This window comes from Propioniciclava sp. LT294, from assembly GCF_059516005.1.
Map to the genome: position 1 here is coordinate 191,760 of NZ_JCAKNG010000005.1, position 14,820 is coordinate 206,579.

Consider the following 14,820-nt stretch of genomic DNA (forward strand, 5'->3'; position numbering starts at 1 on the left):
TCCTGACCGGCGCCGAGGCGAAGGCCCAGGGGACCGAAATCACATGCCTGTAGTTTGTCCCCAGCTGTGCACAACCCTGTGGACAACTCCTCGGCAGTCACCCAGCGCAGCCGGTCCGGACGCCGTAGGGTTGGTCCATGCGGCAGGTCGTGGACGACATCGTCGTCACCAAGCTCACCGCGGGGACGCGCACGGATGACCTCGCGGCGCGGTTGAAGGCCGTCTCCTCCGACCCGGTCCGCGCGCTCTGGGCCGCGCCGCTCACGGCTGCACCGCTGGCGGCCCCGGACGGGCGCCACCTCATCCTCGAGCCGCGCATCGACCTCGCCGGCGACAGCAGTCCCATCCCGTGGCGGGAGATCGGCGCCCTGGTCGCGCGCCTCCAGGCCTGCCCGCTGCCCACGGCGCCCGCGCTGCCCGAGCACGGCGGCCGGGCCGTGCTCACGGCAGCCGTGATGGTGGCGGACAAGCTGCACCCCGGCGGCGGCACGGACATCCTGCGCGAGCTCGGCCGCACCCTGCTGCGCACCTGGCCGACGGCGACGCGCCCGGTGCTGGCGCACGGCGCGGTCCACCTGCGTTCGGTCGGACGTCTCATGGGGACACCCACGTGGCTGTTCAGCCGGCCGGCGACCCTGGGCTTCGGCTGCGCAACCTGGGACCTCGGCCGTCCCGCCGGCCTGTGGGGGGCGGGGCTGCTCGACGACGCGAGCTGGCAGGCATTCCACGAGGGGTACCGCGAGGCGGGGGGCGAGGTCCCTGCCCCCGACGAGGACTGGGACGAACTCGACCATCCCGCGCGCTGCGCCGTCTACATGGCCACCGTCCGCGAGGTCGCGGGCTGCGGAGAGTACCCCCGTGTCGAGCTCACGGAGCTGGCCAGGATCCTGCTCAGCACCTGCGTCCGCATGAACGGACGCCGTTGGCCCGACCTCCACCGGACGAAGGGGTGGACCGAACCCGGGAGCCACGCCGACTCGACCGCCCACGGCCTGCTGGATGCCTGAGCCCCCCGGGGCAGTGGAAGGATGGGGGACATGACCCATGTCCCCTCCATCACGCTCGCCGACGGTACGGCGATCCCCCAGATCGGTTTCGGCACCTGGCAGGTCCGCGACGAAGACGTGACCCCCGCGGTCCTGGACGCCCTCGAGGTCGGCTACCGCCACATCGACACCGCGCAGGTCTACCGCAACGAGGCCGGCGTCGGCCGCGCGCTGGCGTCCGCCGGCCTGCCCCGTGACGAGGTCTTCGTCACGACCAAGCTCTGGAACGACTGCCACCCCAAGGCGGACGCCCGTGCGGCGTTCGAGTCCAGCCTCGAGAAGCTCGGCCTGGACCACGTCGACCTCTACCTGATCCACTGGCCGGCGACGCTCACCTACGGCGACAGCTACATCGAGGCCTGGGAGGCCCTGCAGGAGTTCAAGGCCGAGGGCCTGGCCCGCAGCATCGGGGTCAGCAACTTCCACGTGGCGCACCTGGACGCGATCTCCGGTGAGGTGCCGGCCGTCAACCAGATCGAGGTGCACCCCACGTTCGCGCAGGTGCCACTGCGCGCGGAGTTGGCCCGGCGCGGCATCGCCGTGGAGTCCTACAGCCCGCTGGGCTCGGGCGCCGACCTGGGCGATCCCGACCTCGCCGCCATCGCGGGCGACCTCGGCAGGTCGGTCGCCCAGGTGATCATCCGTTGGCACCTGCAGCACGGGTTCGTGGTGTTGCCGAAGTCGGTCACCCCGGCACGCATCGCCGAGAACTTCGACGTGTTCGGCTTCGAGCTGGACGCCGACGCCATGGCCCGCCTGGATGCCCTGGACGCCGGCAACCGCGTCGGGGCCGACCCGGACACCGCCACCTTCTGAGCGCACCGTCGGCGCCGGGTGGCAGAGTGGGCGCACGATGACCACCGGACCCGGCGCCGACGCCCTGGAACGCTTCTCGCCCGCCACGCGGGCGTGGTTCTCCAGCAGCTTCCCCGCGCCCACGGCCGCCCAGGCCGGGGCGTGGGCGTCCGTCAGTTCGGGGCAGCACACGCTCGTCGTCGCACCCACCGGATCGGGCAAGACGCTGGCGGCGTTCCTGTGGGCGATCGACCGACTGACCGCGACCCCGCCGCCCGTGGAACCCCTCAGGCGCTGCCGGGTCCTCTACGTCTCGCCGTTGAAGGCGCTGGCCGTCGACGTGGAACGCAACCTCCGCTCCCCGCTGGTGGGCATCGGCCACGCAGCCGATCGCCTCGGCCTCCCGCGTCCGGTGGTGAGCGTCGGCGTCCGGTCGGGTGACACCCCGGCGGATGCCCGGCGCCGCTTCGCCAAGGCGCCCGACGACATCCTGATCACCACCCCCGAGTCGCTGTACCTGCTGCTGACGAGCCAAGCGCGCGAGGCCCTGCGCGGGGTCGAGACGGTGATCCTCGACGAGGTGCACGCGGTCGCCGGCACCAAGCGCGGCGTCCACCTGGCGCTCACCCTCGAACGCCTCGACGCGCTCCTGGAGCGACCCGCCCAGCGCATCGGCCTGTCCGCGACGGTCCGCCCGATCGAGGAGGTCGCGCGCTTCCTCGCGGGCGGGCGTCCGGTGACGACGGTGCAGCCTCCGAGCGAGAAGAAGTGGGACCTGCAGGTCGTCGTCCCGGTGGAGGACATGGCGGACCTGTCCACGGGAGGTCCGGCCGACCCACCGGTGGGTCAGGTGGACGCCCCCCGCAACGCCTCCATCTGGCCCCACGTCGAGGAGCGGATCGTCGACCTCGTCGAACAGCACCGCTCCACGCTGGTGTTCGCCAACTCCCGGCGCCTGGCCGAGCGGCTCACCGGACGGCTCAACGAGATCGCCCAGGAGCGCACGGGCGAGGGGGACATCGCCCGCGCCCACCACGGCTCGGTGTCGCACGACCAGCGCCGGCAGACGGAGGAGGCCCTCAAGGCGGGACAGCTCCCCGCCGTCGTCGCGACGAGTTCTCTGGAGCTCGGCATCGACATGGGAGCGGTCGACCTCGTGGTGCAGGTGGAGGCGCCGCCGTCGGTTGCGTCCGGCCTCCAGCGGGTCGGACGCGCCGGCCACCAGGTCGGCGCGACCAGCCGCGGCGTGTTCTTCCCCAAGTACCGGGGCGACCTCGTCGCGACGAGCGTGATCGTCGAGCGGATGCGCGCGGGGGCGATCGAGGCGCTGGCGGTCCCGGCGAACCCGCTCGACGTGCTGGCCCAGCAGATCGTCGCCATGGTCGCCCTCGACGACTGGACCGTCGACGACCTCCTCACCACCGTCCGCAGGGCCGCCCCCTACGCGACCCTCACCCGCGGCGTGCTGGAGGCCACGCTCGACATGCTGGCCGGCCGCTACCCCGCCGAGGAGTTCGCCGAGCTCCGCCCGCGCCTGGTCTGGGACCGCGTCACCGGTACCCTCACCGGACGCCGCGGGTCCCAGCGCATCGCCGTCACCAACGGCGGCACGATTCCCGACCGTGGCCTGTTCGGCGTCTTCATCGCCGGCGACGGCCCCGGACGCCGCGTGGGCGAGCTCGACGAGGAGATGGTCTACGAATCCCGCGTCGGCGACACGATCACGCTCGGCACCAGCACCTGGCGGATCGAGGACATCACCCATGACCAGGTCCTCGTCTCCCCCGCGCCCGGCCAGCCCGGACGCCTCCCGTTCTGGAAGGGCGACAGCATCGGGCGCCCCGCCGAGCTGGGCGAGGCGCTGGGCGGGTTCGTCCGCGAGGTCTCCGCCCTCGGCCCGGACGCCGCGGCTCACCGCCTGCAGGCCGCCGGATTGGACCCCCTCGCGACGACGAACCTGATCACCTACCTGTCCGAGCAGCGACAGGCGACGGGCGCCGTGCCGAACGACCGGCAGCTGGTCGTCGAGCGGTTCACGGACGAGCTGGGCGATTGGCGGATCGTGATCCACAGCCCCTACGGCGCCCGGGTGCACGCGCCGTGGGCCCTCGCGATCGGCATGCGCCTGCGCGAACGCCACGGGGTGGACGTCCAGGCCATGCACGCCGACGACGGCATCGTGCTGCGGCTGCCGGACATGGGCCACGCCGACGTCCCGGGGGACGCGCCCGCCGCCGGCGCGCAGCCCTTCGCCGACCTGCTGGAACACCTGCTGCCCGACCCGGACGAGGTGACGGCGCTGGTCACCGAGCAGGTGGGCGGTTCGGCGCTGTTCGCGTCGCGGTTCCGGGAGTGCGCCGGGCGTGCGCTCCTGCTGCCCAACCGGCGTCCCGGACACCGCCAGGCCCTCTGGCAGCAGCGCCAGCGCTCGGCGGCGCTGCTGGAGGTGGCGTCGAACCACCCGAGCTTCCCCATCGTGCTCGAGGCCGTCCGCGAGGCGCTCCAGGACGTCTACGACCTGCCCGGCCTGGTCACCCTCCTGCGTCGCGTGGCGACCCGGGAGGTGCAGGTGGTCGAGGTCACCACACCGCGGCCCAGTCCCTTCGCCCAGAGCCTGCTGTTCGGCTACGTCGCCCAGTACCTCTACGAGGGCGACCAACCCCTGGCCGAGAAGCGAGCGGCCGCGCTGTCGCTCGACCCGGACCTCCTCGCCGAGCTGCTGGGCACGTCGGAGGGCCTGAGCCTGCGGGATCTGCTCGACCCGGACGCCCTGGCCCGCACCCACGCCGAACTCCAGCACCTCGCCGAGAATCGCAGGGCCCGGGACGCCGACGACCTCACCGACCTGTTGCGAACCCTGGGCCCCTTGTCGGAGGCGGATCTGGCCGCGCGCTCGGCCGCACCCGACGACGTCCCCGGCTGGGTGGCCGAGCTGGCGGCGGCGGGCCGCATCCTCCCCGTGCTGCATTTCCGGGTGGAAGAACCCCCAGGATCCTCGGGTATTCGCCACCCGGAAATGCAGACGCGGTGGGCCGCGATCGAGGATGCCGGCCGGCTCCGGGACGCCTTGGGCGTGGCCCTTCCGCCGGGGGTGCCGTTCGCGTTCGCCGAGCCCGTCCCGGATCCCTTGGGAGACCTACTCATCCGGTACGCCCGCGCCCACACCCCGTTCTCCGTGGACGACGTCGCCACGTGGCTCGGCGTCGGACGGGCCGTCGCCCTGGACGGCCTGCGCCGGCTCCAGCAGGCGGGACGCGTGGTCGAGGGCGAGTTCACCCCGGGAGCGACGGGGCGCGAGTTCGTGGACCCGGGCGTGCTGCGCATCATCCGCCGGCGGTCGGTCGCCGCCCTGCGCGCCGAGGTCGAGCCCGTCCCCGCCGAGGACTTCGCGACCTTCCTGCCGACGTGGCAGGGAGCAGGCTCGACCGTCGGGGGGACCCGACCCGCCCACCGCGGGCCCGATGGCGTCCTGCGCGCGATCGAGCAACTGGCCGGGGTGGTCCTGCCCGCCTCCGCGGTCGAGTCGCTGGTCCTGCCCGCACGTGTCCGCGACTACGCCCCGGCGCTCCTGGACGAACTGTGCGCCGCCGGCGAGGTGGTGTGGCGCGGCCACGGGTCGTTGGCCGGGAACGACGGCTGGGTGTCCCTGTGGCCGGCCGACCTCGCGCACCTGGCCGGCCCGGCGGTGGCGGACCCCGAGGGGGAGGTGGAGGTGGCCGTCCGCCAGGCCCTCCATGCCGGCGGGGCGATGTTCTTCACCTCCGTGGCCGCCGCTCTCGGCGCTTCAACCGGCACCTCGACCCCCACCGCCACCCAGGCGGCGAGCGAGGCGCTCTGGTCCCTGGTCTGGAAGGGCCACCTCACCAACGACACCTTGGCCCCGCTGCGCGCCAGGCTCGGCGGCGGCTCGACCACCCACCGCGCTCGCACGGCGGCACCCCGGACGCGCTACGGCCGGCCCCGGCTCCCCCGCGCCCCCCGCCTGGACGCCCCCCGCGACGTCGGTGGCCGGTGGTCGCTGTTCCCCACCGAGGACGTCGACCCCACCGAGGCCCTCGTCACCACCGCCGAGCTCCTGCTCGACCGCTACGGGGTGGTCACGCGTGGCTCGGTCCAGGCCGAGGGCATCGACGGCGGGTTCGCGGGGGTCTACAAGGTGTTGAGCGCCGCAGAGGACGCGGGACGCGTGCGCCGCGGCTACTTCGTCGAGGGGCTCGGCGCCGCCCAGTTCGCCACCACCGGCGCCATCGACAGGCTCCGAGGGTCGGCCAAGCACGCCGGCACGCTGGTGCTCGCGGCGTCCGATCCGGCCAACCCGTTCGGCGCCGCGCTCCCCTGGCCCGCCTCGGGTGACCACAGGCCCGGACGTCGGGCGGGTGCGCTGGTCGTCCTCGACGGCGGACGCCTGACGGCCTGGCTCGAGCGCGGCGGCCGGACGGCGCTGACCTGGTCGACCGATCCCGATGCACTCGAGCGCTCAGCGAACGCGCTCGCCGACCTGGTGCGCACCGGACGCCTCGCCGCCCTGACCGTCGAGAAGGTGGACGGAACAGCCTCGCTCGGCTCCGACCACCTCTTCGTCGCGGCCCTGCTCCGTGCGGGATTCCACCAGACACCGAAGGGCGTCCGCCTGCGCCGTTGACGCGCGGACGACTCCCACCGTTCACCCCGTGGTGGGGCAACCGACCCCGGCACGTCAAACCTGGGAGGCAGGCTCGCACCGCACATCCCCAAGGCCCCGATCTCAGGAGAGACATGCGTCCCACCCGCCTCGTCGCCACCCTCGCCACCGTCGCGCTGGCGTCCACGTGCTTGGCCACCCCAGCTCTGGCAGAGACATCGGCGCCAGCTCCGAACGCCGCCCGCGCACCGCAGCCCGGATTCCGTGTGCTGCCCTACCTGCAGAAGCCTGCCGGTGACTCGATGACGATCAACTGGATCTCCGAGCTCGCCACTCCCGGCACCCTCGTCCTCACCCCGCAGGCCGAGGCCGACGGAAGCAAGCCGCAGGGCAGGAAGAGCGCCCGCACCTTCACGTCCGATCCGGTGTACCAGGACATCATGGAGTACTCCCAGAAGGAGCTCGCCCAGACGATCACCGGTCTGGAGCAGGGCTCCTGGCTGCTGTCGAACTCCAACTTCAAGCACTCGGTGCAGGTCAACCAGCTCAAGCCGGGCGTCACCTACGCCTACACCGTCACGCAGGACGGTCGGTCGTTCGAGGCTTCCTTCACCACCGCCCCGACGAGCAAGGAATGGGACGAGATCCGCATCATCGCATTCTCCGACTCCGAGACCGAACCCTACGGCCGGGTCGAGCACCGCGAGTGGGAGCTGTCCCAGGTCGCCCCCTACACGGCCGGTTCGCAGCAGCGCCCCGGCACGGGCTCGTTGTGGCACCGAACCTTCGGCAGCACCACCCGGTACGGCCAGTTCACGCTGAAGTACCCGCTCAGCCAGGACATCGCCATGCGCGAGAACATGAACACGATCGCGGAGGCCGACCCCGACCTCATGCTGGTCGCAGGAGACCTTGCCCAAGGGTCGGGCTACCAGCCGGGCTGGGACGAGTACTTCCGTTACTTCGCCGGCGAGCACGGCACGCTCGCGTCCACCACGCCGGTGATCACCGCGCTGGGCAACTGGGAGACCTATGCCGCCCTCAACGGTGGCTACGGGTCGGACACCGACCGCACGCCTGCGGTCATCTCACGGAACCGCTACCACGCCTACATGGACACTTGGGGCGACGCCGCCAACCCGCAGTTCAAGGACTCCTACCACCGCGTCGATCACGGCCCCGTCACGATCCTCACCCTCGACTCCACCAACGGCACCCCCGACGAGCGCGTCGGCCGGATGCTGTCGGGCGAGATCTTCTCCGGCAACGACCTGGCGATGGGGCCCCGGAACATCACCACCGACACCCAGGGAGAATTCACCCGGCAGAGCTACGACAGCGGCCACGTCGCCCTGTACGGGGGAAGCACCGACGACTCCGACCTGCCGAACTTCAACCCCGGGACCGAGCAGTGGGACTGGGCGGAGAAGCAACTCCGGGACGCCCGCGCCAAGGGCCAGATCATCATCGTGCAGTTCCACCACGCGGCGTACAGCAACGGCGTCCACGGCACCCCGCCGAACCGCGCGACCAGCCCTGACAACCAGTCGGGCGTCGCCATGCGCGTGTACACGCCGATGTTCGAGCGCTACGGCGTCGCAGCGGTGATCTCCGGCCACGACGAGATGTTCGAACGCTCCTTCGTGGATGAGGACGGCGACGGCGTCGGCTTCATGAGCTATGACGTCGGGGTTGCCTCCGACGGCCTGCGCGGCGAGCAGTACGAGCGAGACGCGAACGGCGCCTACCGGCCGATCCGCTTCAACACTCGTTCCCAGTGGTCGGCGTCCGCCGACGCGCCCGAGACCTGGGCGACCGACGCCAACGGCGTCCCGCAGCTGATCGACGGCGGCCTGCACTACGGTCACCTGCAGATGGACCTCAGGAAGACGGACACCGGGGCCGAGCTGACGCTGACCCCGGTCCACGTCTTCCCGGTCCTGGACTCGGAGTACGCACTGGTGCGCACCGAGCGTCGCGTGTACGACGACGTGACCACCCTTCACTTCGACAAGAAGGGTCGCGTCATCGGCTGACCCCGGGCGGACGACGGCCCGGCAACGTAGGGTCTGGGCATGGCACTGAGCGTGTTCGACCTGTTCTCGATCGGCATCGGGCCGTCGTCCTCCCACACCGTCGGTCCCATGCGTGCGGCCGGGCTCTTCCTCGACGATCTGACCGACCGCCTGGACGAGGTCGCCCGCGTCCGCTGCGACCTCTACGGATCCCTCGGCGCGACGGGCCGCGGCCACGGCACCGACAACGCGATCATCCTCGGCCTGCTCGGTGAGAAGCCCGAGACCGTCGACCCGCGATCGGTGGCCGACAAGGTGAAGGCCGCCTGGGATTCCCACGAACTCCTCCTGGCCGGACGGCACCGCATCACCTTCGAGCCCGCCCTCGATCTCGTGCTCGACGGCTCGAAGGAACTCCCCGCGCACCCCAACGGACTCGAACTGCGCGCCTGGACGTCCGACGGCGCGTTGTTGCGGGAGTCCACCTACTACTCGGTCGGCGGCGGCTTCGTCGTCTGCGGGGACGTCCAGGCGTCCGACCCGGTCGTCCCGGACGACCCCACCCTCCCGCACCCGTACCGCACGGCGTCCGACCTGCTCGAGATCAGCGAACGCACCGGCCTGTCCATCAGCCGCATCGCCTTGGAGAACGAGCTCGCGATGGGGCGCACCAAGGACGAGGTGAGGGCCGGCCTCCTGGAGATCTGGGAGGTCATGCGGGAGTGCGTCCGCAACGGCGCCCAGACCGAGGGACGCCTCCCCGGCGGCCTCCGCGTCCTGCGCCGCGCCCCTGCCCTGCACACCAAGCTGGTCACGGAGGGTGAATCCGGCGACCCGTTGCGCGGCATGGACTGGATCACCTTCTACGCGCTGGCCGTGAACGAGGAGAACGCGGCCGGCGGTCGCGTCGTGACCGCCCCGACCAATGGGGCGGCGGGCATCATCCCCGCGGTGCTGCACTACTACTGGAACTTCACCCCGGGCGCGGACGAGGACGGGGTCGTGAAGTTCCTGCTCACGGCGGGCGCGATCGGGATGATCTACAAGACCAACGCGTCGATCTCCGGCGCCGAGGTCGGCTGCCAGGGTGAGGTCGGATCGGCCTGCTCGATGGCCGCGGGCGCGCTGGCCGCGGTGCTGGGTGGCACGCCGGAACAGGTCGAGAACGCCGCCGAGATCGGCATGGAGCACAACCTGGGCCTCACGTGCGACCCCGTGGGTGGACTGGTCCAGATCCCGTGCATCGAACGCAACGCGATCGCTGCGGTGAAGGCCATCGCGGCGGCCAGGACGGCGCTGCGCGGCGACGGATCCCACATCGTGAGCCTCGACAACGTGATCAAGACCATGCGCGACACGGGCAAGGACATGCAGGCCAAGTACAAGGAAACGGCCCTCGGCGGTCTCGCCGTGAACGTGATCGAGTGCTGAGGCCCACACGGCGGGGCAGTCAGCGCACACCAAAGGGGTGCAGATGGGGCACCATGGGATCGTGGAACGGCTGATCGAGGGCACACCCGGCGAACAGGCGGCTGTGTGGGTCCAGGACCGCGGCGGCGGCCCGCTGCGCCTGCGAGGGCACGTCGTGATCGAGGACCTGAGCAATGTGCTCACCTCCATCTCGTCACGGACGGGCGCCAACGGACCCCTGAACCCGGTGACGCAGTACATGTTGTCCCGGGCCGCGAGCCACCTGGCCGACCGCCTGATCGACGACGCCGGCCCCGCCCGCGACGGCCGCGACGCGGTGCCGCGCATCCTCTCCAGCTCGCTGGGCCACCAGCCCTTCGTCGAGTCGGTGCTCGAGATGAGCCAGCACCAGATGCTGCGCCGGTGGCCCCTGGCCACGGACTGGTACACCGACGTCATCAACTACGTCATGCGGCCGGCCCGCTTCGATCCGAAGTACGCCGGGCTGACGGTGACCCTCGGCGAGAAGGCCACGGCGACGCTGGGGGGCCTGATCCGCCGGTTCGCCTACGAGGCGTCCACCTACGCCGACAACACCAAGGTCGTCCGGGTCGCCGAGGCACTCCAGGCCCTGTGGCCGGACTACCCACCGGTCCAGAAGGCGATGGGTGCCTACCGCAGGCACCTGCTGGAACGGTACGTCCCCATGTACCGGGCCACGATGAACGCGTACGGCCTCGTGCTCCGTCCCGGCATAGACCTCAAGGACGTGGCCTGGGCCTTCAACGCCCTGCACGCGCGCGAGGGTCTGGAGTTCCTCGCGGGGCAGACGATCACGCACACCACCCCGGACGGCACCGAGTGGTCGATGACCGCCTGGACGGTGCTCGTCATCATCGCCGGCGCGACCACGGACGAGGAGGGCAACACCTTCCACCCGTGTGAGCTCGCCGGCCGGCTCCCCGTCCGCCCGTTGACCATGCCCTACCAGGAGGGGACCGCATGAGGGCCATTCCCGCCGGAACGCGCGGGTCGGTGACGATCACCGTCGACGAGTCGCTGACCGTGCCCGCCGTGTCCGACCAGTACCCGCGCTTCGACACCATGCCGCAGGTCTTCGCGACCGCCTACATGGTCGGCCTGGCCGAGGCCGCGGCCATGGATGCCCTGCACCCCGCCCTGGACGAGGGCGAGTCCAGCGTGGGCATCGAGGTGGCCTTCCAGCACACCGCCGCAACCCCGGTCGGCCTCCAGGTGACCGCGGAGGCCGAGGTCACCGCCGTCGAGGGCCGTGTCGTGACGTTCCGGGTCGTCCTGCGCGACGACGTGGAGCAGATCGGCGAGGGCACCCACCGGCGCGCCGTGATCGACCGGGCCAAGTTCGACGCCCGGGTGGGGACGAAGCGCTCCCGCTAGCAGGATCACCCCGCCCCCCCGGGACGACGAGGGCCCGGTCAGAGCTCCAGGCCGAGGCGCTCCAGCAGCGGCTCCACGTGCGGGTCGCGCCCGCGGAAGGTGCGGTAGCTCTCCAGCGGGTCCACCGAACCACCCGGCGCGAGCAGCGTCCGGCGGAAGTGGTCGCCGTTCTCGCGCGTACCACCGCCGTTCTCCGAGAACCAGGCCACGGCGTCGGCGTCCATCACCTCGGCCCACGTGTAGCCGTAGTATCCGGCGGCGTAACCGCCGCCGAAGATGTGGCTGAAGTAGGTCGAGCGGTAGCGCGGCGGCACGAGGTCGGACGCCACCCCCCACTTCTCCAGCGCCCGTCGCTCGAACTCCTCGACCTCCTCACCCGACACCGGCAGCGCCTCCAGCGGGGTCTGGTGCCAGGCCTGGTCGAGCAGGGTGGCCGCCATGATCTCCAGCGTCCCGAAGCCCTGGTTGAACGTCTGGGACGCCTTCAACTTGTCCAGGAGTTCGGCCGGCAGGACGCGGCCGGGCTCCCACGCCCAGTGCTCGTTGACCTGGGACGGGAACTCCACGAAGTCCCGCGGGGTCGCCGTGCCGGACCTCGAGGGGTACTTCGAGTCGGCGAACAGCCCGTGCAGGGCGTGCCCGAACTCGTGGAACATCGTGATGACGCCGTCCCAGGAGATCGCCGAGGAGCCCTTGGTGTAGTTGCAGTTGTTCGTCACGACGGGCAACTGCCTGGTGAGGTGGTTCTGCCGGACGACCGAGGTCATCCACGCGCCACCCTCCTTGGTGGGGCGGGCCCAGAAGTCCATCAGGAACAGGCCCAGGGGCGACCCGTCCGCGTTGTGCACCTCGTAGACCTCGGCCTCGGGGGTGTGGCCCACGAGGTCCTCGCGCGGGGTGAAGGTGATGCCGTAGAGGTCGTGCGCGGCGGCGTAGGTGGCGTCCAGCACCTGGGCGACAGCGAGGTACGCCTCGACGTCGGCGTCGGAGAAGGCGAACGTCTCGGCCCGGACGATCTCGGCCACGTACTCCCAGTCCCACGCGGCGAAGTCGTCGCCCTGCCCGAGCTGCTCGAACCGCTCGGCGAAGCCCACGGCGTCCGCCTCGGCCTGCTTGAGCGCAGCCCGTCCGAGCGGACCCATGAGCGTGTTGACGGCGTCCGTCGTCTTGGCGCAGCCCGACTCGGCGACCAGCGCCGCGTGGTGCTCGTGGCCGAGCAGCTCGGCCCGTTCGGCGCGCGTGCGTGCGATGTCGACGATGATCTGCCGGGTGTCGTGCTCACCGCCCAGACCCCGGGCGATGGACGCCTCGTACACCCGGCGACGCAGGTCCCGGTCGTGGAGCTTGGCCAGGACCGGCTGCCGGGTGGTGTTCACCAGTTCGATCGTCCATTCGCCCTCGCCGGTGGCCAGCGCGTCCACCTCGGCGTCGGTGAGGCCGTCCAGCTGGGCGCGGTCGGTGACGACGACCTTGCCGGCGACGCGGGCCTCGCGGTTGGCCCTCTGGAACGCGGCGCCGAGCTCGGCGAGCCTGGTGTTCAGAACGCGTAACCGCGCCTGGTCGGCCTCGTCGAGGGCGACGCCGGCGCGGGTGAACTGGCGGATGGTCTCCTCGAGCAGCCAGGCGTCCTCGGCGTCGAGGGTGACCTCGCCGGCCCCGGCGCGGACGGCCAGCTCGGTGAACCGGTCGAACAGGCGCCGGTCGAGCCAGATGGCGTCCCCGTGCTGGGCGAGCCGGGGCGCGAACTCGGCCTGGAGTGCATCCAGTTCAGGGGTGGTGTCGGCCGCGCGGACGGCGTGGAACACCATCTGGAGGCGGGCCAGCAGGTCGCCGGAGGTGTCCCACGCGTGGAGGACGTTCTCGACGGTGGCGGGCTCGGTGGTGCGGGCCAGGGCGTCCAGCGCCTCGAGCTGCTGGGCGGTTCCGGCCTCGAAGGCCTCGCGGTAGTCCTGGGGCCCCAGCGCCGCGAAGTCAGGCAGCTGGTAGGGCAGGTGCGAGCGTTCGAGCAGCGGGTTCGCAGAAGTCATGGGGACCAAGGTAGTCGGGGTCGCATCTCACAACGCGGCGTGCACCGCCGACAGCGCGAGCTCCAGCGCGGCCGCCTGGAACCGGTTGAGGTCGCCCTTCTCGCGCTGCTTGGCGATCTCCCTCCTCATGGTGTCGACCGCGTCCCCGGCGTCGGAACCCTTCTGGATGTCCTTCCTGGCCTCGGCCCAGGCCCTCGTGAGGGCCTTCGTCGACTTGGCGTCGCTCGGCAGCGCCGCGATCGCGGAGTCCATCCCCTTGAGGGCCGCCTGGAGGGCGATCTCCTCCCCCGACGGCAGGGTGGGGCGCTTCGTCGGGGTGGTCGTGCGGGGAGCCGTGGTCCGCGGTGCGGCCGTGGGGTTCGGGGAGGTCGCGGGCTGGCCGGCGACGGGGGTGGCGGACGGTGCGGGGGTTCCTTGGAGACCCCGCAGGAGCTGCGTCCCGAGGGCCGACGCCACCATGAAGACCAGGATCGCCGCGATGAGCACCCCCAGCCCCAGCGCCGCCTTCCTGAACCTGTGGTGGGCGGGGTCCTGCGACCCGCCGCCGTCGGCAGCCGGCAGCACGGCCGTGGCCGCCGGAAGGACCGCGGTGGCCACCGGCGCTCCGACCGCCGCCGCGGGCAGGACGGCCGTCGGCGCCGCGCCCGGTTCGGCCGCGAGCTCGGCCAGCGCCCGCGCGACGCCGGACGCGGTGGGCCGCGCCAGCGGGTCCTTGGCCAGCATGCGGGTGACGAGGGCGTCCAGCGCCGGAGAGAGGTCCGGACGCCGGGAACGCACCGACACCGGCGGCTCGTTGACGTGCCGCTGCGCCACCTGGATGGGATGGTCGCCGGGGTACGGCGGCTGCCCCGTCAGCAGCGCGACCAGCACGCCGCCCAGCGCGTACACGTCGGACGGCGCGGTCGCCCGCAGCCCTTGGGCCTGCTCCGGTGACATGTAGGCGGCGGTGCCCAGCGTGGTGGCCGCAGCGGTGAGGTGGGCCTCGGCGTCCAGCTGCACCAACGCGATGCCGAAGTCGAGCAACGTGACCGCGTCACCGTCGACCATGATGTTGGCCGGCTTGATGTCCCGGTGGACGACCCCGATGGCATGCGTCGCGACCAGGGCGTCGGCCACCTTGCGCGCGATCGCCACCGCGTCCACCTCGGGGGCGGCCCCATGCCGACGGATCATCGTCGCCAGGTCCTGGCCGCGGAGGAGTTCCATGACGAGCCAGGCCGTGTGCCCGTCCAGTCCGGCGTCGAAGATCGTGACGATGTTGGGGTGGTTCAGCTGCGCCGTGGCGACGGCCTCGCGGCGGAAGCGGTCGGCGACCGAGGGATCCGCGGCCTGGGTGAGGTCGACGACCTTGATCGCGACCTCGCGACGCAGCCTCTCGTCCTGGGCGCGGAACACCTGCCCCATCGCGCCACGTCCGAGCGGGGCCATGAGGCGGTAGCGTCCACCGACCAGTTGCCCCTCATGCATGGCACCCATCGTAGGTGGGGCCG

9 protein-coding genes are annotated in these 14,820 nt (G+C 71.9%); 7 read left to right on the forward strand and 2 right to left on the reverse strand.

What is annotated here, in order from left to right; translation table 11 throughout:
• The first annotated feature begins 137 nt into the window (after positions 1-137).
• The 7 genes from AC5YDA_RS08725 to AC5YDA_RS08755 all read left to right on the forward strand — a co-directional run bounded on the left by AC5YDA_RS08725 (position 138) and on the right by AC5YDA_RS08755 (position 11,303).
• On the forward strand, positions 138-1,007 hold the full coding sequence (locus AC5YDA_RS08725; protein ID WP_496189005.1) for a phosphotransferase family protein: 870 nt from the start codon (positions 138-140) through the stop codon (positions 1,005-1,007).
• A 30-nt stretch (positions 1,008-1,037) separates the two neighbouring features.
• Positions 1,038-1,862, forward strand: coding sequence for an aldo/keto reductase (locus tag AC5YDA_RS08730; RefSeq protein ID WP_496189006.1), 825 nt, complete (start codon positions 1,038-1,040; stop codon positions 1,860-1,862).
• A gap of 37 nt (positions 1,863-1,899) precedes the next feature.
• Positions 1,900-6,483 (forward strand): Lhr family helicase, encoded by a 4,584-nt coding sequence (locus AC5YDA_RS08735; RefSeq protein WP_496189007.1) that lies wholly within the window; start codon positions 1,900-1,902, stop codon positions 6,481-6,483.
• 113 nt (positions 6,484-6,596) lie between these two features.
• Entirely contained in the window at positions 6,597-8,498 is a 1,902-nt protein-coding gene (locus AC5YDA_RS08740) for a metallophosphoesterase family protein (protein WP_496189008.1), read from the forward strand.
• A gap of 39 nt (positions 8,499-8,537) precedes the next feature.
• The gene (locus tag AC5YDA_RS08745) at positions 8,538-9,908 is read left to right on the forward strand and encodes an L-serine ammonia-lyase (protein ID WP_496189009.1); all 1,371 of its coding nucleotides are present in this window, start codon (positions 8,538-8,540) and stop codon (positions 9,906-9,908) included.
• Between the two features lie 61 nt (positions 9,909-9,969).
• Positions 9,970-10,893 carry a hypothetical protein gene (locus tag AC5YDA_RS08750; protein ID WP_496189010.1) on the forward strand — a complete coding sequence of 308 codons (924 nt, stop codon included), beginning with the start codon at positions 9,970-9,972 and terminating at the stop codon, positions 10,891-10,893.
• Positions 10,890-11,303 carry a thioesterase family protein gene (locus AC5YDA_RS08755; protein WP_496189011.1) on the forward strand — a complete coding sequence of 138 codons (414 nt, stop codon included), beginning with the start codon at positions 10,890-10,892 and terminating at the stop codon, positions 11,301-11,303. Before AC5YDA_RS08750 ends, AC5YDA_RS08755 begins: the two co-directional genes overlap by 4 nt.
• A 38-nt stretch (positions 11,304-11,341) precedes the next feature.
• On the opposite strand, the gene AC5YDA_RS08760 is transcribed toward AC5YDA_RS08755, so the two are convergent.
• Both AC5YDA_RS08760 and AC5YDA_RS08765 read right to left on the reverse strand, forming a co-directional pair.
• The gene (locus AC5YDA_RS08760) at positions 11,342-13,330 is read right to left on the reverse strand and encodes a M3 family metallopeptidase (RefSeq protein WP_496189012.1); all 1,989 of its coding nucleotides are present in this window, start codon (positions 13,328-13,330) and stop codon (positions 11,342-11,344) included.
• A gap of 27 nt (positions 13,331-13,357) precedes the next feature.
• A complete protein-coding gene (locus tag AC5YDA_RS08765; RefSeq protein WP_496189013.1) occupies positions 13,358-14,797 on the reverse strand; it encodes a serine/threonine-protein kinase in 1,440 nt (479 codons plus the stop codon).
• Positions 14,798-14,820 lie beyond the last annotated feature (23 nt).

Coding starts and splice junctions, on each gene's coding strand:
- AC5YDA_RS08765 (WP_496189013.1), bottom strand. CDS start 14,797: ATGCATGAGGGGCAACTGGTCGGTGGACGCTACCGCCTCATGGCCCCG.
- AC5YDA_RS08755 (WP_496189011.1), top strand. CDS start 10,890: ATGAGGGCCATTCCCGCCGGAACGCGCGGGTCGGTGACGATCACCGTC.
- AC5YDA_RS08740 (WP_496189008.1), top strand. CDS start 6,597: ATGCGTCCCACCCGCCTCGTCGCCACCCTCGCCACCGTCGCGCTGGCG.
- AC5YDA_RS08735 (WP_496189007.1), top strand. CDS start 1,900: ATGACCACCGGACCCGGCGCCGACGCCCTGGAACGCTTCTCGCCCGCC.
- AC5YDA_RS08730 (WP_496189006.1), top strand. CDS start 1,038: ATGACCCATGTCCCCTCCATCACGCTCGCCGACGGTACGGCGATCCCC.
- AC5YDA_RS08745 (WP_496189009.1), top strand. CDS start 8,538: ATGGCACTGAGCGTGTTCGACCTGTTCTCGATCGGCATCGGGCCGTCG.
- AC5YDA_RS08760 (WP_496189012.1), bottom strand. CDS start 13,330: ATGACTTCTGCGAACCCGCTGCTCGAACGCTCGCACCTGCCCTACCAG.
- AC5YDA_RS08725 (WP_496189005.1), top strand. CDS start 138: ATGCGGCAGGTCGTGGACGACATCGTCGTCACCAAGCTCACCGCGGGG.